This window comes from Nonomuraea sp. NPDC049624, assembly GCF_040675255.1.
In the GTDB taxonomy this organism is placed as follows: Bacteria; Actinomycetota; Actinomycetes; order Streptosporangiales; family Streptosporangiaceae; genus Nonomuraea.
Genome location: NZ_JBFAOR010000018.1, coordinates 87,226 through 103,922 on the forward strand (window position 1 = coordinate 87,226; position 16,697 = coordinate 103,922).

18 protein-coding genes and 1 riboswitch are annotated in these 16,697 nt (G+C 74.1%); of the genes, 11 read left to right on the forward strand and 7 right to left on the reverse strand.

The window, feature by feature from the left end; translation table 11 throughout:
• Positions 1–115: 115 nt before the first annotated feature.
• Positions 116–321, reverse strand: a riboswitch (cobalamin riboswitch).
• A gap of 208 nt (positions 322–529) precedes the next feature.
• Both AB0J76_RS45520 and AB0J76_RS45525 read left to right on the forward strand, forming a co-directional pair.
• Positions 530–1,477, forward strand: coding sequence for an alpha/beta hydrolase (locus AB0J76_RS45520; RefSeq protein ID WP_352329605.1), 948 nt, complete (start codon positions 530–532; stop codon positions 1,475–1,477).
• A gap of 101 nt (positions 1,478–1,578) precedes the next feature.
• Positions 1,579–2,553, forward strand: a complete 975-nt coding sequence (locus AB0J76_RS45525) for a hypothetical protein (RefSeq protein WP_352329606.1) — start codon at positions 1,579–1,581, stop codon at positions 2,551–2,553.
• 16 nt (positions 2,554–2,569) lie between these two features.
• On the opposite strand, the gene AB0J76_RS45530 is transcribed toward AB0J76_RS45525, so the two are convergent.
• Entirely contained in the window at positions 2,570–3,190 is a 621-nt protein-coding gene (locus AB0J76_RS45530; RefSeq protein WP_364393586.1) for a helix-turn-helix domain-containing protein, read from the reverse strand.
• Between the two features lie 111 nt (positions 3,191–3,301).
• Between AB0J76_RS45530 and AB0J76_RS45535 the strand changes: the two genes are divergently transcribed.
• Both AB0J76_RS45535 and AB0J76_RS45540 read left to right on the forward strand, forming a co-directional pair.
• The gene (locus tag AB0J76_RS45535; RefSeq protein WP_364393589.1) at positions 3,302–3,949 is read left to right on the forward strand and encodes an NAD(P)H-dependent oxidoreductase; all 648 of its coding nucleotides are present in this window, start codon (positions 3,302–3,304) and stop codon (positions 3,947–3,949) included.
• Positions 3,950–3,951: 2 nt separating this feature from the next.
• Positions 3,952–4,272 (forward strand): multidrug efflux SMR transporter, encoded by a 321-nt coding sequence (locus AB0J76_RS45540; protein ID WP_352331556.1) that lies wholly within the window; start codon positions 3,952–3,954, stop codon positions 4,270–4,272.
• A 29-nt stretch (positions 4,273–4,301) separates the two neighbouring features.
• Here AB0J76_RS45540 and AB0J76_RS45545 read toward each other — a convergent pair whose 3' ends face one another.
• Positions 4,302–5,837, reverse strand: a complete 1,536-nt coding sequence (locus AB0J76_RS45545) for an FAD-dependent monooxygenase (RefSeq protein ID WP_364393593.1) — start codon at positions 5,835–5,837, stop codon at positions 4,302–4,304.
• A gap of 69 nt (positions 5,838–5,906) precedes the next feature.
• Here AB0J76_RS45545 and AB0J76_RS45550 point away from each other — a divergent pair, with 69 nt between their 5' ends.
• Entirely contained in the window at positions 5,907–6,512 is a 606-nt protein-coding gene (locus tag AB0J76_RS45550) for a TetR/AcrR family transcriptional regulator (protein ID WP_352330390.1), read from the forward strand.
• 43 nt (positions 6,513–6,555) lie between these two features.
• Here AB0J76_RS45550 and AB0J76_RS45555 read toward each other — a convergent pair whose 3' ends face one another.
• Positions 6,556–7,098, reverse strand: coding sequence for an RICIN domain-containing protein (locus AB0J76_RS45555; protein WP_352330392.1), 543 nt, complete (start codon positions 7,096–7,098; stop codon positions 6,556–6,558).
• A gap of 105 nt (positions 7,099–7,203) precedes the next feature.
• On the opposite strand from AB0J76_RS45555, the gene AB0J76_RS45560 reads away from it, so the two are divergent.
• Positions 7,204–7,980 (forward strand): methyltransferase domain-containing protein, encoded by a 777-nt coding sequence (locus AB0J76_RS45560; protein WP_352330394.1) that lies wholly within the window; start codon positions 7,204–7,206, stop codon positions 7,978–7,980.
• Positions 7,981–8,011: 31 nt separating this feature from the next.
• Here the strand turns inward: AB0J76_RS45560 and AB0J76_RS45565 are convergent, their stop codons facing one another.
• Entirely contained in the window at positions 8,012–8,641 is a 630-nt protein-coding gene (locus tag AB0J76_RS45565) for a response regulator transcription factor (RefSeq protein ID WP_352330396.1), read from the reverse strand.
• Entirely contained in the window at positions 8,638–9,738 is a 1,101-nt protein-coding gene (locus tag AB0J76_RS45570) for a hypothetical protein (RefSeq protein WP_364393598.1), read from the reverse strand. Before AB0J76_RS45570 ends, AB0J76_RS45565 begins: the two co-directional genes overlap by 4 nt.
• Before the next feature lie 120 nt (positions 9,739–9,858).
• Here AB0J76_RS45570 and AB0J76_RS45575 point away from each other — a divergent pair, with 120 nt between their 5' ends.
• On the forward strand, positions 9,859–10,890 hold the full coding sequence (locus tag AB0J76_RS45575) for a hypothetical protein (RefSeq protein WP_352331155.1): 1,032 nt from the start codon (positions 9,859–9,861) through the stop codon (positions 10,888–10,890).
• Here AB0J76_RS45575 and AB0J76_RS45580 read toward each other — a convergent pair.
• Entirely contained in the window at positions 10,859–11,239 is a 381-nt protein-coding gene (locus AB0J76_RS45580; protein WP_352331153.1) for a PPOX class F420-dependent oxidoreductase, read from the reverse strand. The genes AB0J76_RS45575 and AB0J76_RS45580 overlap by 32 nt on opposite strands.
• Positions 11,240–11,332: 93 nt before the next feature.
• Here AB0J76_RS45580 and AB0J76_RS45585 point away from each other — a divergent pair, with 93 nt between their 5' ends.
• Positions 11,333–11,797 (forward strand): helix-turn-helix domain-containing protein, encoded by a 465-nt coding sequence (locus AB0J76_RS45585; RefSeq protein WP_352331151.1) that lies wholly within the window; start codon positions 11,333–11,335, stop codon positions 11,795–11,797.
• A gap of 263 nt (positions 11,798–12,060) precedes the next feature.
• On the forward strand, positions 12,061–14,298 hold the full coding sequence (locus tag AB0J76_RS45590; protein ID WP_352331060.1) for an Orn/Lys/Arg decarboxylase N-terminal domain-containing protein: 2,238 nt from the start codon (positions 12,061–12,063) through the stop codon (positions 14,296–14,298).
• Positions 14,299–14,429: 131 nt separating this feature from the next.
• On the opposite strand, the gene AB0J76_RS45595 is transcribed toward AB0J76_RS45590, so the two are convergent.
• Entirely contained in the window at positions 14,430–15,329 is a 900-nt protein-coding gene (locus tag AB0J76_RS45595; RefSeq protein ID WP_352328985.1) for a hypothetical protein, read from the reverse strand.
• A 115-nt stretch (positions 15,330–15,444) separates the two neighbouring features.
• On the opposite strand from AB0J76_RS45595, the gene AB0J76_RS45600 reads away from it, so the two are divergent.
• Together AB0J76_RS45600 and AB0J76_RS45605 are read left to right on the forward strand one after the other, a co-directional pair.
• On the forward strand, positions 15,445–15,957 hold the full coding sequence (locus AB0J76_RS45600; RefSeq protein ID WP_352328987.1) for a SigE family RNA polymerase sigma factor: 513 nt from the start codon (positions 15,445–15,447) through the stop codon (positions 15,955–15,957).
• A complete protein-coding gene (locus AB0J76_RS45605) occupies positions 15,944–16,672 on the forward strand; it encodes a hypothetical protein (protein ID WP_352328989.1) in 729 nt (242 codons plus the stop codon). Before AB0J76_RS45600 ends, AB0J76_RS45605 begins: the two co-directional genes overlap by 14 nt.
• Positions 16,673–16,697: the final 25 nt, after the last annotated feature.

Here is a 16,697-nt window from a genome sequence, read left to right on the forward strand (position 1 = left end):
CGTGAACTCGGTCAGCTGCCGAGAACGCGCGCAGGAGGCGGACGACGAGGCGCCACAGCCCTCTCGCCAGCGCCGTCCACCGTCCCACGCGGTCTCGGAGCAGCCGCGCGCGCATGATCGCGCGCGGCGCGCCGGCAGGTCTTCGGACTCGTGGGCATGCTGTCGCTGCCTACTGGCCGTCGCTTCCCGGGCCGTCGGCCCAGTGCGTGTGACGGCGTTCGTTCCCACTCACCGCTGCGGGGCAGTCCCGGATTCCCACCGGGTTCCCTCTTGCCTCGGCCGCCCTGGCGGGGCGACCGAACCGGCTGCGGGGAACACCATATATAGGGTGGATCAAAAAGTCACACCCAACATCTCGTGTTGCGAAGAACCCGCGCTCCGATCCGTCCGCCCGTCGCGAGGCCGGCCGGGCCGCCTCTCCGCGTGCCGCGCGGGCGGGGCGTGTGATCGACGCCACAGACCGGTCGCGCCCCGTTTTCGCTACCTTAGGTATCGATACTTCAAGTAGCGAAAAGCTGAGGAGACGACCATGCGCCAGACCTCCACCGGCCGTCCGGTCACGCCGGACTGGGACACCGTCACCCCCGCCGAGCTGGCCGCCTACGCCGAGGCGGAGAACCGGCTGCGCGCCTCCGCCGAGGCCCAGGCGATCACCGGCCGGCCGGACCCCGGCGCCGCCATCGACTGGCGGACGGTGGCGCTGCCCGGCCGCGACATCCGCGTCCGGGTCCACCGGCCGCGCGCCGCGGCAGAGCCGGGGGACGTCCTGCCGCTCGTGCTGCACGTGCACGGCGGCGGCTTCGTCGGCACGGCGCCGCAGAGCGACTGGGTCAACAGCCACCTCGCCGCCCGCCTGCCCGCCATCGTCGCCTCGGTGGACCACCGCCTCCTCGACCGGCGCACGCCGCTGGCCGACGCCGCCGACGACGGCTGGGACGTGCTCCGCCACGTGCTGGAGCACGCCGCGCAATGGGGTGTCGACCCGGCGCGGACCGTCCTGTTCGGCGAGAGCTGCGGCGGCCTGATCTGCGCCCTGGCGGCGATCAGGGCACGCGACGCCGGCCTGCCCCTGAAGGCGCAGGTGCTGGTCAACCCGGCCGTGGACGTGACCGGGACGATGTTCGACCACCCCTCGATCGCCCGGTACGCCGACACCCCGACGCTCAGCGTGCCGGTGCTGCGGCTGTTCCACCGGCTCGCCGTGCCCGAGGGGACGGACGCCCGCGCGCTCTCCCCGCTGCACGCCGACGACCTGGGCGGGCTGGCCCCGGCGCTCGTGGCGGTGCCGACCCACGACCCGATCGCCGACCACGGCCGCCGCTACGCCGAGGCGCTGCGGGCCGCCGGCACCCCCACCCGCCTGGCCGAGTACCCCGAGGCCGGGCACGCCTTCCTCAGCATGCCGGCGCTGGCCCCCCAGGCCGAGGACGCGCGGGCGGACATCCTGCGCTTCCTCCGCGACGCCCTCGCCGCGTAACCCCGCGACCGGAGCGGGGACGGGCCGCCCCCTCGCGTGCCGCCGGGTTCTGCTTCATGATTCGAAGTGTCACCCCGTGGCCCCTCGCGATGGGACGGTCAGTGAAGCGCATCCTCGCCTGGGTCGGCGTCAACGTCGACATCCTCATCGCCCTGGCGGTGGCGGTCGTCGTGAGCATTCTGGACGTCGCGGGCATCGCCACCGCGGAGGCCGTCAGCAACGCCACCGTGGCCACGCTGGCGGTGCTCGCGTTCGTCATGCTGCGCAGCCGGACGCGGGCGCAGTCGGCGGAGAACGCCGTGGAGCGGGCCGTGCTCGCCGCCGATCGCAAGCTCGACCTGCTGCCGTCCCTGCTCCAGGAGCAGTCGGCGGTCCGGCTGGTGCGCGGCGAGGAGTTCAACCGGGTGCTGGCGCAGGCGCGCGGGGACACCGACCGGTGGATCTTCAAGGGCTCGACGGGCGCGTACGTGCGCGCGGTGACGCTGCCCGAATGCCTGGCCAAGGCCCGTCAGGGACGGCGGGCGCTGCTGGTCCGGCTGGAGATCCTGGACCCGGACGACCTCGCGCTGTGCGAGCGGTTCGTCCGCCTGCACCGCAGCCTGGCGCTGGACGACGACAGCCCGGAGCTGACCTGGACCGCCGACGGCACCCGCAGGGAGCTCTACGCGACCGTGCTGTCGGCCTGCTGGCATCACCAGCGCTACGAGCTCCTGGACATCGAGATCGGGTTCTCCTCGATCGCCTCGACGTTCCGCTACGAGCTGTCCTCCCGCCACATGTTCATCACGCAGCGGGGGCCCGGCTTCCCCGCCACCGTCATCACCGGGAACGCCCTGGCCCTCGACTGCTGGGCCACCGAGCTGCACGCCAGCCTCCGCCAGGCGCGCCCGCTGAACCTCAGGGGCGCCGAGGACGTGACGCTGTCGTTCTCGCCCACGGTCGAGGAGGTCCGGGCGCTGTTCGAACGCCTCGGCCTGGCCCTGCCCGGCGCCTACGGCGACGAGGACGTCGAGGAGATCGTCGGGATGGCCTTCAGGAACGTCGACCCGTACGACAAGGCGGCGGCCTGGGGGTGAGCCGCCGCCGGTGCGGTCAGCGCACGGCGTCCCGGGCGACGACGCCGTGCGCCAGCCGGGTCAGGGCGGCGGTGATCTGCCCGGGGGTGAGCCCGCGCCTGCGCTGCTCTGCGTAGACGTCGGGGCCCAGCGGGGCGAGCAGGATGTCGGCCAGCGCCTCGGTCTCCGGGACGCCCGCCTCGGTCAGCAGCACCCGCACGTGCGCCCGCCAGAACCCGTAGGCGCCGGTGGCGTAGCGCAGGGCGCCCTGCTCGGCGCCCAGGACGAGCGAGATGTGCTCGTCCAGCAGGCCGACCATCGCGGCGTAGAAGGCGGCGAGCCGCTCGGCGGGGGGCGCGCCGGGGCCGAGCGGCGGGTCGCCGCGCAGCAGGCGTTCCTGCAGCGCGCGCTCGTGCTCGTCGAGCAGGGCCTGCGCGATCGAGACGGTGTCGGGATAGCGGCGGTAGAGCGTGCCCCGCCCGACGCCCGCGGCCTTGGCGATGTCGTCCATGGTCACGCCGCGCGGGTCGCGGGTGGCGAACAGCTCGGCCGCCGCGGCGAGCACCTTGGCGCGGTTGCGGGCGGCGTCGGCGCGCTCGCGCGGGCGGCCCGCCTCCGCCACGGGACGTCCGGTCAGCAACTCGGTACGGGACTCCATGGCGGCGACTCTAACCCACTCCGAGATAAGTGGACAACGTGCCCGCTTAGTTGCTACGGTCACCTCGACCGCAAACCGGACGTCATGTCCGCTTAGTTCGAGGAGCCCCTCATGGCCGTTCTGCTGCACCTGGACGCCAGCGCCCGACGCCGTTCCATCAGCCGCGAGCTCGGCGACGCCTTCGCCGAGGCGTGGCGGTCCGCCCACCCCGAGGGCACCTACGTCCACCGCGACCTGGCCGCCGAGCCGGTGCCGCACATCGGGGAGGCGTGGACCGAGCTGTGCGACTACGTCATGGCCAACCAGATCACCGACATCTCCCGCTACCACGAGGCCGCCCGCACCCCGGAGCAGGCGGCCGCGTGGGCGATCGTCGAGCCGCTGCTGTCGCAGCTGGTGGCCGCGGACGTGGTGCTGATCGCCACCCCGATGTACAACTACTCGATCCCGTCGGCGCTCAAGGCGTGGCTGGACCAGGTGACCTTCCCCAAGATGTCCCTGGCCGGGCGGCGTTTCGTGGTCACCACCGCGCGCGGCGGGGCCTACTCGCCCGGCGCCCCCAAGGCCAGGTTCGACTACCAGGAGCGCTACCTGCGTGACTTCTTCGCCGGCCACTTCGCCGTCGAGGACACCACCGTCGTCGCCGCCGAGCTGGCCAACTCCCGCATCGACCCCGGCCTGTTCCACCTGCGCGCCCAGCACGACGAGCTGTACGCCGCCGCGCTGCGCGGCGCCCGCGACCTGGGGAAGGAGTTCTGACGATGAACTGGCTCATCCTCGGGCTGGCCGGGCTGGTCGAGATCGCCTGGGCGCAGAGCATCAAGCCCACCCAGGGCTTCACCAGGCCGCTGCCCACGCTGATCTGCTTCGTCCTCATGGTGGCCGCGGTCTGGCTCCTGTCGTACTCGATGAAGACCCTCCCGGTCGGCACCGCTTACGCCGTCTTCACCGGCATCGGGGCGGTCGGCGCCATCGCCCTGGGCGTCGTCGTGCACAAGGACCCGCTGTCGATCGGCCGGATGGCGGCGCTGGCGCTCATCGTCGGCGGCATCGTGCTGGCCCGCGTCACCAGCCCGGAGTGACCCCTCCCCCTCCGGACGGGCGGCCGGGCTCAGCTCGGGCCGAACCAGCGGGCGAGGGCGGCCCTGAGGCCGTCGGGGCCCGCGCCCGCCCAGGCGACGTAGCCGTCCGGCCGGACGAGCAGCGCCGGGGCGGGGGCGTCGGCGGCGGCGGTGGCGGCCACGTGCCGGACCCGGTCGAACCAGGGCGCGGCGGCGGCGGCCAGGGCGTCGCCGCCGGTCAGGTCCAGGAGCAGGGGGCGGGCGTCGCGCATCAGCTCGGCCAGGCGCCACGACCGCCCGTCGCCGGTGGTCAGCGCCAGGGACGGCGCGAACCAGCCGGTGGGCCCGGCGGGCCGCTCCTCCCCCATGTCGTGGCGGACGTCGCCGCCCGCCATCAGCTCGGCGATCATGCGCAGGTTCTCCGTACGGCCCAGGAGCTCGGCGAACAGCCGTCGTAGCGCGGTGACCTCGGCGCCGGGCGCCAGCAGGGCGGTCGCGGCCAGGGTTTGGGTGACCACGCGTTCCGCGCACGCGCGGCGCTCGGTCTCGTAGCTGTCCAGGAGCCCTTCCGGGGCCTGCCCCCGGAGCGTGGCGGCGAGTTTCCAGGCCAGGTTGGCGGCGTCCTGGAGCGCCAGGTTCAGGGTGGGCCCGTGGCTCACCTGGGCGGCGTCGCCGGCGATGAAGACGCGTCCGGCGCGGTAGCGGTCGGCGAGCCGGGTGTTGCGCCCGCACAGCCGGCGCAGCATGATCGGCGCTCCCTCGGGCGGCGGGCTCAGCGGCAGGCGCACCCCGAGGACGCGTTCGACGCTCTTCTCCATCTCGGCCAGCGTCATCGGCGCGCCCGGCCCCGGGAAGCCGCCCGCCGGATGCTCCTCCCACTCGGCGGTGTTGATCAGCGGCCGCCGCGGGTCGTGGGCCAGGAGGGTGAAGACGCCGCGATCGGTGCGGTGGAAGTGGGCGGGGATCTCGCCGAGCCCCTCGATCAGGACGCGGCCGCCGGGCAGGACCCGGAAGTGCTCGCTCGGGCCGATGAGGGCCGAGCGGTCCACGACGTGGTCGTCGCTGACGCCGGGGAAGCCGATGCCCGCCGCCTTCCTGACCATGCTGTGGCCGCCGTCGCAGCCGACCAGGTAGCGGGCGGTGAGGGTGGTCTCGGCGCCGCCGGGGCCGCGGGTCACGACCTCGACCCGGTCGGCGTCCTGGCCGAAGGAGATCACCTCCTGGCCGCGCCGCACCTCCGCGCCCAGTTCGGCCGCGCGCGCGGCGAGCACCCGTTCGAGGTCGCGCTGGTCGCAGGGCAGCAGGTACATCGGGTTGGCCGCGCCGAGCGTGTGCAGCGGCAACGGCATCCCGCCGAAGAAGTAGCCGGGCGCCGGCGCCGGGACGCCCCGGCCGCCGCAGCGTTCGTACAGGCCGCGGTGGTCCAGCAGCCGGACGACCTGGCCGGCCAGGCCGTGGGCCTTGTCCGACAGGTCGGGCTCCGGCCGTCGTTCCAGCACCAGCGGCCGCACGCCGGCCAGGCGCAGCTCGCAGGCGAGGAAGAGGCCGGCGGGCCCGGCGCCGACGACGATGACGTCGAACATCATGGACGGTCCTTTGGGTACATGGCTGTATCTAATTCCGGCCACCGTAGGGCCCCGAGTTAAGATACGCAAGTGAATCTCAAGCACCGTGCCCCCGGCGGCGCGTCCCGCCGTCGCGGCCCCGCGCTGGAGGAGGCGATCCTCGACGCCGCCTGGCAGGTCCTGGTCGAGCACGGCTACCACGGCTTCACCTTCGAGGCCGTCGCCGCCCGCGCCGGCACCAGCCGACCGGTGCTCTACCGGCGCTGGCCCCGGCGCGACGACCTGCTGCTGGCCACCCTCGCCAAGTTCTGGCGGCTGATCGACGTGCCCGACACCGGCAGCCTGCGCGAGGACGCCGTCGGGTTCCTGCGCAACGCCGGCGACGACCGCGCGGGCATGCTGACGCTGATGAGCGTGCAGCTCGCCGACTACTTCCGGGAAGCCGGCACCAGCCTCACCGAGCTGCGCGACACGCTGCTGCCGCCCGGCCGGGCGACCGCGTTCGAGACGATCGTGGGCCGGGCGGTCGAGCGCGGCGAGCTGCCCGACGTGCCGCGTTCGTCCAGGGTGGTGAACCTGCCGCTGGACCTGCTCCGGCACGACATGCTCGTCACGATGCGCCGGGTGCCGGAGGAGTCGATCGCCGAGATCGTGGACGAGGTGTGGCTGCCCCTGCTGGGCGCGCCCCCCGGCTGACCAGCGGCCGCCAGGGGACCGCCTCCCCGTGACGGCGAGCCGGTCAGCTCCCGTAGTAGTCGCGGATCTCCCAGAACCTGGACGGGTGCCCGTCACAGGTGTACTGGACGGCCTCCAGGTTGTTGGCGGTGCTCACCCCGCCGGCGATGGTCAGGCACTTGGCGGTCTGCACGTTGCGGAACTCGACGTACTGGCCGACGCGGTTGCCGAGCGCCCAGTAGCGCGAGGGGTGGGTGTCGCAGGTGTACTGGAGGGCGACGACGTTGTTCTCGGTGCTGACGCCGCCGGCGATGGTCAGGCACTTGCCGGTCTGGCGGTTCCTGACCTGCAGGGCCGCGCTGGAGTAGCCCCAGACGTCCCAGCGGCGGGAGGGGTGGCTGTCGCAGTCGTACTGGACGGCGTGCACGTTGTTCTCCGTGCTGACGCCCCCGGCGATGGTCAGGCACTTGCCGGTCTGCCGGTTGACGAGCTGGACGTTCGACGCCGCCCAGACGGACGAGGCCGAGGCGGGCGCCGGGGCGCAGGTGAGAGCGAGGACGAGCAGCGGGGCGGCGACGGCCGCCGGGCGAAGGAGGTGTCTCTTCATGCGCCCAAGCGTGCGGCCGCGGGGCTCGTACGGCCTGAGTAGCGCGTACTCAATGTGCGCCGGCGGGGTTGTGCGCCTGGACGATCATGAATGAGGATCGGGCACATGACAACACAACGGATTCAGGGAAGGGTCTTCGGCGAGGTCGCCGACGAGTACGACAGGGTCCGGCCCGGCTACCCGGCGGAGCTGGCCGCGGACGTGCTGGCCTACGCCGGAGGACCCGCGCTGGAGGTGGGCGCGGGCACGGGGAAGGCGACGGAGCTGTTCGCGGCGACCGGCGTCGAGATCGTGGCCACCGAGCCGGATCCGGCCATGGCGGCCGTGCTGGCCCGCCGGACCGCCGACCGGCCGAACGTGACGGTCACCGTCTCGACGTTCGAGGAGTACGTCCCGGAGCGGGCGTTCGGCCTGCTGTACTGCGCCCAGGCCTGGCACTGGGTCGACAAGGAGGTGCGCTGGCAGCGCGCCGCCGCGGCGCTGGCCCCGGGCGGCGGGCTCGCCCTGTTCTGGAACGCCGACTGGCCCGCCGACGAGGGGGTGACCGCGCGGCTGCTGGCCGCGCACGAGCGGTTCGCCCCGCACATCAGGCCCAACACCGGCCCGATCGGCAGGCCGGTCGGCGAGGAGGCCGGGGCCCGCGAGTGGGCCGCGGAGGTGGGGCTGCCGTCCGAGTTCGGCGACCTCGGCACCCGGCTCTACCGGTCGGGACGGACGGTCTCGGCCGCTGACTACGTCGCCCTGCTGTCCACCCAGTCGTCCTACCGCCTCCTGGCCGAGGACGTGCGCGAGAACCTGTTCGGCACGCTCCTCGACACGCTCGGCGATCAGGTCGTCCTGAACGTCGAGACGGCCCTCTACCTGGCCCGCCACCTCCCCTGACCGGCGGCACGGCACGGACGGGCGCGCCCCGTCACGGCTGGGCCCTGCCGGTCGCCCACGCCCATCCCGCGATCATCACCCGGTTCCTCGCGCCGATCTTGCGCTGGACCGCGGCGACATGGTTCTTCACCGTCCCCGGGGACAGGAAGAGCTCGGCCGCGATCTCCGCGTTGGTCCGTCCCTGAGCCACCAGGGCCACGATCTCGTCCTCCCGCTCGGTCAGCACCACGTCCGAGACCTCCCGCTGCGGGCCGCTGCCGCGCAGCAGCCTCACGGTGAGCTCGGGGCTGATGAGCATGTCGCCGTTCACGGCCGCCCGGACGGCCTCCACGAGCAGCGCGGGGCCCGAACGTTTCAGCACGAACCCGGCCGCGCCGTGCCCGAGCGCCGCCCGGACGTACTCCTCCAGCCCGAACGTCGTGACGACCACCACGTGGATGCCGGTGCCGGACAGGGCGCGGGTCACCTCGATGCCGTCGGCGCCGGGCATGCGGACGTCGGCGAGCACCACGTCCGGCCGGACGGCGAGGGCGGTGTCGATCGCGGTGCGCCCGTCGGCCGCCTCGGCCACCACGCTCAGGTCGGGCTGGGCGTCGAGGATCAGGCGGAAGGCGTCGCGGATGCCCTCCTGGTCGTCGGCGACGAGGATGCGGATGCTCACCCGGGAGATTGTCGCAGCGGCAGCCGCGCCGTCAGCGACCACCCGCCCGGCGCCCGCCCGTCCGGCCCCCACGTGTCCGGCCCCCACGTGTCCGGCACGGCCCCGGCGACCAGCTCGCCGCCTTGTTCGGCGACGAGCGCGGCCAGGCCGGGCAGGCCCGAGCCGCCGCGGCGGCGGCCCGCGGCGCCGGACGTCCCGTCGTTGGTCAGCGTGATCTCCAGGACGTCGCCCGGCGCCGTGACGGACAGCTCGACGCGGCCGGCCCGGGGCGCGTGCCGCCGGATGTTGGTCAGCCCTTCGATCACGATCCGGTAGGCCAGCGCCGCCGTCTCCGCCGGGACGTCCGCCGCGCGGTCGATGCGCACGCCGACGTGCGCCGGACCGGCGGCGGAGAAGCGCGCGGCGGCCTCGGCGATGCCGTCCAGGTCGCCGGACGGGCCGAGGGGCCGGTCGTGGTGGAGCATGTCGAGCGTGCGGTCGAGCGTGGACAGGGCCCGTTGACCGGCCGCCTCGACGCGTTCCAGCGCCCGCAGCGGATCGCCCGCGACGGTGCCCGCCTGGGCGTGCGCGACCATCTCGCTGATGTCGTGGGCGAGGAAGTCGTGCAGGTCGCCGGCCAGCCGCAGCCGCAGGACGGTGCGGCCGTCGGCCACCGCCCGCCGCTGCCGCGCGTCGAGCAGGCGCAGGTAGGCGCCCACGGCGGCGCCCGCCAGCACGCCCGCCCCCCAGAACGCGCATGCCCCCACCGCCTCCAGCGCGGAGGCCGGCGTGAACACCCGCGGCAGCCAGGTGGCCGCGGCGAGCCCGGCCAGGAGCGCCGCGGGCACGGCCCGGCGGACCGGCGCGTACCTGACGACCAGCCCGGCCGCGACCGTCAGCGCCGCGCTCTCGGCCATGCCCAGCGCGCCGACGCCCGGCGTGGACGGCCCCCCGGCCGCCCGCCACAGGGCGGTGACCGCCAGGGACGCGCCCGCGGCCGGCAGGAGCAGCCACGCCAGCCACCCGGCCCTGCTCCCGGTCAGGAACAACCCGGTCGCCGCCACGGCGACGGCGACCGCCGCCGGCAGCCAGGCGGCGGCCATCCACAGCACGTTCACCCGGGACACGATATGCGCCCGCGCCGCGCGCCCCCACGTGCCGAACGGCACTGCCGCGGCCTGCGGAAGGTGCCGAACGGCATCTGCCCGCCGTGCGCCCGCGCTGGAAGGCTCGTAGGCATGACGATCTTCACTTCCGGCCGGTACGGGTACGCGGCGGCGCTGTGGGCGGTCGCCTACGGCCTGCTCGGCACGGCGTGGGCGCTCGGGGCGCCCGGCTACCCCTGGGGGGCCGACGACCCCGACCCCGACGGCGCGCTGTCGATCCTGGCCGGCACGGCGCCACCGTTCGGCGGGTGGATCGCGGCCTTCTCAGCCCTGACGGCCGCGACCGCACTGGCCCTGACCCGACGCAACGGCGTCCGCCCGGCGAAGGGGGCGTGGGGGCGGCTGCCGGTCCTTCTGGCCTGGCCGATCGCCGCGCTGCTGGTGCTGGTGGTTCCGGACTCGCGGCTGATGATGGGCGTCGCCTACACGCCGTTGCTCCTGGTCGCGCCGCTGTTCGGCTGGGGGCTGGGCGGCGCGACGTTCGCCGACGCCTGGCCGTGGCCGGTGCTCAACCAGCTCGTGTGCGTGCTGGGCGGCCTGCTGCTGGCCGCCGCCGCGCGGGACCACGGGCGGGGGCGCGGGAACTGGTTCACCCCGGCGCGCGGGCGGATCGCGGTGTACGTGGCGGTCGCGGTGCCGCTGGTCTACTGCGCCACCCGGTGGGCCTGGGCGCTGGGCATCCCGCTCGGCGTGAGCGCGGAGTTCCTGGCCGAGGGCGAGGACGGGCTGTGGCTGGCGGGGGCGTACCTGGCGACGTTCGGGGCGCTGGGCGGCGTGCTGACCCTCGGGCTGGTGCAGCGGTGGGGCGAGGTGTTCCCGCGCTGGATCCCGGGGCTGCGCGGCCGGCGGGTGCCGCCGCTGCTGGCGGTCGTCCCGGCCGGGTTCGTCTCGATCATCATCACCGTGGCCGGGCTCACCTACATCCGCTGGACCGTGGCCGGCCGGTTCGCCCTGGAGGAGTGGGGAGCCTGGCTGCCGGAGTGCTTCTGGCCGGTGTGGGGCGCCGCGCTGGCCACCGCCGCCGTCTGCTACCACCGGCGCCGCCGGGAGAGCCCGCACCCGGCGGCGCGGGTCAGCCCGCGCTCTGCCGCTCGGGCTCGATGAGCAGGACGACCCGTTCCTCCGCGCGCGAGTAGGGGCCGCCGACGTACTTCGCGGCGATCCGGTCGACGATCTCCCAGCCCGCCTCTCCCTCGACCCACTCCACGACCCTGCCCCTGACGAGCACCGGCCGGAACGGGTCGCCGGGCGGCGTCAGGGAGAGCGCGACCCGCGGGTCGCGCCGCAGGTTGAGCGCCTTTCGGGAGCGCGGGCCGGTGAGGATGGCGACCTGGTCGCCGTGCGTGCCGATCCAGACCGGGACGGAATGGGGAGCGCCGTCGGGCAGGACGGTGGCGAGGTGGGCGATGGGGGTGCCGTCGAGCACGCCGCGCACGTCGGGGTCGAGGTTCATGGTTCACTCCGGGTCTGTTGAGTTCCTTGAGGAGACTCCGTAACCGTAGCACCCGGAGTTCCTTCAGGGAACCCCAAGAGGTAGAGTGGCCTCATGCAGCGCACGAACTTCGCGGAGATGGCCTGCTCCATCGCCCGCACCCTCGACGTGATCGGCGAGCCGTGGTCGCCGCTGATCCTGCGGGACGTGTGGGCCGGGGTGCGGCGGTTCGACCAGCTCCAGGCCGATCTCGGCATCTCCCGCAAGGTGCTGACCGAACGGCTCGCCCACCTCGTCGACCACGGCGTGCTCGAACGCCGCCCCTACGACCGGCGGCCGCGCCACGAATACCACCTGACGGCCAAGGGCGCCGAGCTGGTCGACCTGCTCATGGTCATGGCCGGATGGGGTGACAGGTGGCTCGCGGGCGAGGCCGGGCCGCCCGTGCTCTACCGCCACCACGCCTGCGGCGAGATCAGCGCCGCGGAGCTGCGCTGCGCCCACTGCGGCACGCCGATGCACGCCGGCGACGTCGACCTGCTGCCCGGCCCCGGCGCGGCCGGAAGCAGCCCCGGGTGAATCGGCGGCCGTCGCCACGGACGGCCCGAGGTCCCGCCCCACGGGGCCGGTTCGCCTCGATCGTCCCCCGTCTCACGGACGCCGACCAGCGAGAGCCGGAGCTCTTCGACCACGTGGGAGCCGAGCCGGCCGCGGGCCGGACCTTCGGGCTCGGGTGGCGCTTCTGAGCGCCCGGCAGGCTTTCGTCACTTACCGTGTCTTTGCCGTTCCTTGGCGTTACGATCGGGGAAACCTGTCGTCACTGATCGATCACGGAGTGCCGTATGGAGCGAACGGTTCTGGCCGCCGTCACCGAACACCCCGACGCCGACTCGGCGCTCGCCGAGCAGATCCGCCGGGTGTGCGCCGAGATGGGCGAGCTCGGCCTCCAGGTGCGCTGGACCCGCCGCACGGCCGACGCCCTGGCGGTGGTCGGGTCCGACGCCTCGCTCACGGCGATCCTGGCGGCCTGGGACGCGCCCGGCGCCGAAGACCTGCTGGCCGCGGTGGCCAAGCGCTTCCGGGGCCTGCCGGTCTTCCTGATCACCCAGGACCAGGAGCTGCCGCTGTGGGTGTACGAGGTCATCCAGGGCTACGTCTTCCCGCTGGAGGACACCCCGCAGTTCATCGCCGGGCGCATCGCGCACGCCGCCGAGCAGTACGCCGACCAGATCCTCCCGCCGTTCTTCCGCGCGCTGCTGCACCTGGAGGACCATCACCCCTACTCCTGGCACACCCCGGCGCACGCGGGCGGCGTGGCGTTCCTGAAGTCGCCCGTGGGCCGGGCCTTCTTCGACTTCTACGGCGAACGGCTGCTGCGCACCGACCTGTCGATCTCCGTCGGGGAGCTGGGCTCGCCGCTCGACCACACCGGCCCGATCGGCGAGGCCGAGCACAACGCGGCCCGCGTCTTCGGCGCCGAGCGCACGTTCTTCGTGGTCAACGGCAACTCCACCGCCAACCGCATCGTCGGGCACCACGCGATCGCCCGCGGCGACACCGTCCTGGTCGACCGCAACTGCCACAAGTCGATCCAGCACGCGCTGGCGATCAGCGGCGCCCGGCCGGTCTACCTGGTTCCCGAGCGCAACGGGCTGGGGCTGGCCGGGCCGATCCCGGCCGCCGCGCTGGAGGCGTCCGCCGTCCGGGCGCGGGTGGCCGGCCATCCGCTCGCGGCGGGCGACCCCGCGTACGCGGTCGTCACCAACTCCACCTACGACGGCGTCTGCTACGACGCGGTCCGGGTCGCCGAGCTGCTGGGCCCCACCGTGCCCCGGCTGCACTTCGACGAGGCGTGGTTCGCCTACGGCCGGTTCAACCCGCTCTACTCCCGCCGCTACGCCATGTCGGTCGACGAGCGCACGCTGCCCGGCCCCGAGCGTCCCACCGTGTTCGCCACGCAGTCCACGCACAAGCTTCTGGCGGCACTTTCCCAGGCCGCGATGTTGCACGTCCGGCCCTCGCCGCGGGCGCCGGTCGACTACGACGCGTTCAACGAGACGTACCTGATGCACGCCTCGACCTCGCCGCTGTACCCGATGATCGCCTCCCTCGACGTGGCCGCGGCGATGATGGACGGCCCCTCCGGGTCGTTCCTGACCGGCGAGGCGATCGTCGAGGCGGTCCGGTTCCGGCAGGCGATGACCCGGCTGGCCGCCCGCATCCGCGAGGACGGCCGCCGGCCCGGCTGGTTCTTCGGCCTCTGGCAGCCGCCCTCGGTGCCCGACCCGCACACCGGCCGGGCCGTGCCCTTCGCCGACGCCGACCCGGCGCTGCTGTGCTCGGAGCCGCGCTGCTGGGTGCTGGAGCCCGGCGCCGCCTGGCACGGCTTCGACGGCATGCGCGACGACTACGCCCTGCTCGACCCGGTCAAGGTGACGATCACCTGCCCCGGCGCCGACGCGGCCGAGGGCACGCAGGAGTGGGGCATCCCGGCCAAGGTCGTGGCCGCCTACCTGCAGCGGCGCGGCATCGTGGTGGAGAAGACCGGCGACCACACGCTGCTGGTGCTGTTCTCGATGGGCATCACCAAGGGCAAGTGGGGCACGCTGATCGACGCCCTCACCGACTTCAAGAACGCCTACGACGGCGACCGGGCGCTGGCGGACGTGCTGCCCGGGTTCGGGCCGTCCGGGGTGTCGTTGCGGGCGTTCTGCGGCCGGGTGCACGCGAAGCTGCGCGACTCGGGCGTGGGCACGCTGCTCGACCAGGTCTTCACCGCGCTGCCCGAGCCGGTCGCCACGCCCGCCGACGTCTACCAGGCCATGATCCGCTCCCGTACCGAGCGGGTCCCGCTGGACCGGCTGGCCGGGCGGGTGGTGGCGGCGACCGTGGTGGTCACCCCGCCCGGGATCCCCATGCTGATGCCCGGCGAGGCGACCGGCGCGGCCGACGGCCCGCTGCTGAGCTACCTGCGGGCCCTGGAGGACTTCGACCGCACCTTCCCCGACCTGGCCACCGACATCCACGGCGCCCACCGCGACGCCGAGGGCCGCTACCGGGTGGAGGTCCTCCGCGACTGACGGCCGCCCCCGCCGGGCCGTCAGAGCAGCGCCGGACCGTCAGGCCGGGGCCGGCGCGGCGGGCCGGGGCCGGCGCGGCGGGCCGGGGCCGGCGCGGCGGGCCGGGGCCGGCGCGGCGGGCCGGGGCCAGGTCAGGGCAGGGCCGGTACGGCGGGCCGGGCGTCGGTCCAGCCGACCTCGGCCAGGGTCGTGACGGACGACTTCGCGGGCCCCTTCCCGCCACCCCCGGCGCTGTACTCCTGCGACAGCAGCGCCATCCTGCCGGTGTCGACGATCAGCCGGGTTCTCGTCCGCGTCGCCGCCTCGCCCGTCCCGTTCAACGTGTCGATCAGGACGACGGCGCCTGGCCTGCCCAGCTCGTCCTCGGCGTTGCCGTCCGCGCGCACGCCCGGCATGGTGAGCATCGCCTGGTAGGCGGCGTTGCGCACCTCCTTCGGGGCGGGCAGCACGTGCAGGAGCTGGGGCAGCGTCCCGGCCACCCAGCCGGGCAGGGCGCTGTCGGGGATGCGGCCGACCCGGCCGGCCCTGGTGAGCCAGTCCTTGAGCAGGGCGGGGTCGGCGGGCAGGCGCTGGACCTCGTCGTAGGTCAGCAACTGCCCGGCCAGCTCGAACTTGACGGACTCCCGCACGGCCCCCACGTGCCCCTTGGCCGGCTCGGTGGACAGCCGCACGGTCTTCCCGTCGATCGACTCGCTCCACCTGGCGGGTGAGCCGTCCCGTCGCCAGGCCTTCTTGTCGGCCGGGGTCGGCGGGGTCGCCCCGAGTTCGCGGTAGGCGTACCAGGCCCTGCCGTCGGGGGTGGTCCACCGTTCGATGATCTGCTTCTTGACCAGCGAGTACGGGTGCGCCCTGGTGCCGAACCGCCACTCCTGCGGCATGGTGAGCAGTTCCTTGACATGCCAGTAGGCGCCCTCCGGCGGGGCCGCCGCGGCCGGCGCCGGCATGCCCAGGGCGGCGCCCACCGCCAGCCCGGCGCCCATGGCGATCAGGCGGCGGAACGTCGCCGCCGCAGTCCATGAATACGAAGTCATGACCGTCCATACGCCTGAGCCGCCCGAAGGGTTGCCCGCCGCCTTCCTGCGCTCTCGCGGGCAACCGCCGCCGACGCCCAGGCGTATAAGGAAGCGTGAAATCGGACAGACAGCCGTGAGCGCCACGGAACACGACTTCGGCGCATTCGTGGCCGCACGTGCCACGAGCCTGCTACGGGTCGCCTACCTCGCCTGCGGCGACGAGGCGGAGGCCGAGGACCTGCTGCAGACCGCGCTGGAGCGCACCTACCGGAACTGGGACCGGGTCCGCCACGACAGCCCCGAGCCGTACGTGCGCCGCGTCATCGTCAACGCCGCCATCAGCCGGGCCCGCCGCCGGGCGATCCTCAGGATCGTCCCGATGCACAGCCCGCCGGACACGCCGGACCGGGCGACGGACAGCGACCTGCGCCAGGTGCTCATGGACGCGCTGCGCGCCCTGCCGCCCCGGCAGCGGGCGGTGATCGTCCTGCGGTACTGGGAGGACCTCAGCGAGGCGCAGACGGCCGAGGTGCTCGGCTGCTCGGTCGGCACGGTCAAGAGCCAGGCGTCGAAGGCGACGGCCAAACTCCGTTCGGCCCTCGGACGGGAGACAGTGGAAGGAGTGATCAGGAATGCCCACGCTTGAGGAGGAGCTCCTCCGGCTCATGACGGAGGAGACCGCCCGGCTGCACGCCGCGCCCGACCTGGTGGAACGGGTGGTGCGCGGGTCCCGGCGCAGGCGGGCGAGAGGCCGCATCGCGGCGTTGTCGGCGTCCGTGGCGGTCGTGGCCGCGCCCGTGGCGTACCTGGGCGCGAGCACGGTGACCGCGACGGGCGGCCAGGTCACGATCTCCGTGACGCCGGAGCCGCCCGCCATCGACGACACCCCGCCCCCGCCGTCGGAACCGCCGAGCCTCGGCGACCTGGGCGACGGGACGACGTTCGGGCACGTCAAGGTGGGATACCTGCCCGAGCGGCTGAAGTGGTCCGGCTGGTCGGTGGACTTCGGCGACAAGTACACCACCGCCTACTTCTACGAGGGCGACGACCCGGGCTCCTACCGGGTGCAGATCTACATGTACGAGGAGGGGGCCGTCCAGGAGGTCGGCGACCGGATCGCGGCCTACCGCGACGAGGGGGACGGCGAGGAGGTGACCGTCGGCGACCGCGGCGGCTACCTGGTCGTGCAGAACGTCGGTGAGGACGGCATGAAGGGCACGCCCACCCTCTTCCTCCGCATGGGCGACCGGCAGTGGGCCGAGATCATGTTCAGCCCGACGTACGCCAAGGAGTTCCGCGACGCCGGGGCCGTGTCCGCCGAGCTGAAGAAGATCGCCGAGGGGCTCACGCCCAACCCGTGACCGCCTCCGCCTCCACCGCGCCCCC

What these genes read in the sequence shown, in the direction of transcription:
- AB0J76_RS45520 (WP_352329605.1), top strand. Translation starts at nt 530, where the DNA reads ATGCGCCAGACCTCCACCGGCCGTCCGGTCACGCCGGACTGGGACACC.
- AB0J76_RS45530 (WP_364393586.1), bottom strand. Translation starts at nt 3,190, where the DNA reads ATGGAGTCCCGTACCGAGTTGCTGACCGGACGTCCCGTGGCGGAGGCG.
- AB0J76_RS45535 (WP_364393589.1), top strand. Translation starts at nt 3,302, where the DNA reads ATGGCCGTTCTGCTGCACCTGGACGCCAGCGCCCGACGCCGTTCCATC.
- AB0J76_RS45540 (WP_352331556.1), top strand. Translation starts at nt 3,952, where the DNA reads ATGAACTGGCTCATCCTCGGGCTGGCCGGGCTGGTCGAGATCGCCTGG.
- AB0J76_RS45545 (WP_364393593.1), bottom strand. Translation starts at nt 5,837, where the DNA reads ATGATGTTCGACGTCATCGTCGTCGGCGCCGGGCCCGCCGGCCTCTTC.
- AB0J76_RS45555 (WP_352330392.1), bottom strand. Translation starts at nt 7,098, where the DNA reads ATGAAGAGACACCTCCTTCGCCCGGCGGCCGTCGCCGCCCCGCTGCTC.
- AB0J76_RS45560 (WP_352330394.1), top strand. Translation starts at nt 7,204, where the DNA reads ATGACAACACAACGGATTCAGGGAAGGGTCTTCGGCGAGGTCGCCGAC.
- AB0J76_RS45575 (WP_352331155.1), top strand. Translation starts at nt 9,859, where the DNA reads ATGACGATCTTCACTTCCGGCCGGTACGGGTACGCGGCGGCGCTGTGG.
- AB0J76_RS45580 (WP_352331153.1), bottom strand. Translation starts at nt 11,239, where the DNA reads ATGAACCTCGACCCCGACGTGCGCGGCGTGCTCGACGGCACCCCCATC.
- AB0J76_RS45585 (WP_352331151.1), top strand. Translation starts at nt 11,333, where the DNA reads ATGCAGCGCACGAACTTCGCGGAGATGGCCTGCTCCATCGCCCGCACC.
- AB0J76_RS45590 (WP_352331060.1), top strand. Translation starts at nt 12,061, where the DNA reads ATGGAGCGAACGGTTCTGGCCGCCGTCACCGAACACCCCGACGCCGAC.
- AB0J76_RS45595 (WP_352328985.1), bottom strand. Translation starts at nt 15,329, where the DNA reads ATGACTTCGTATTCATGGACTGCGGCGGCGACGTTCCGCCGCCTGATC.
- AB0J76_RS45605 (WP_352328989.1), top strand. Translation starts at nt 15,944, where the DNA reads ATGCCCACGCTTGAGGAGGAGCTCCTCCGGCTCATGACGGAGGAGACC.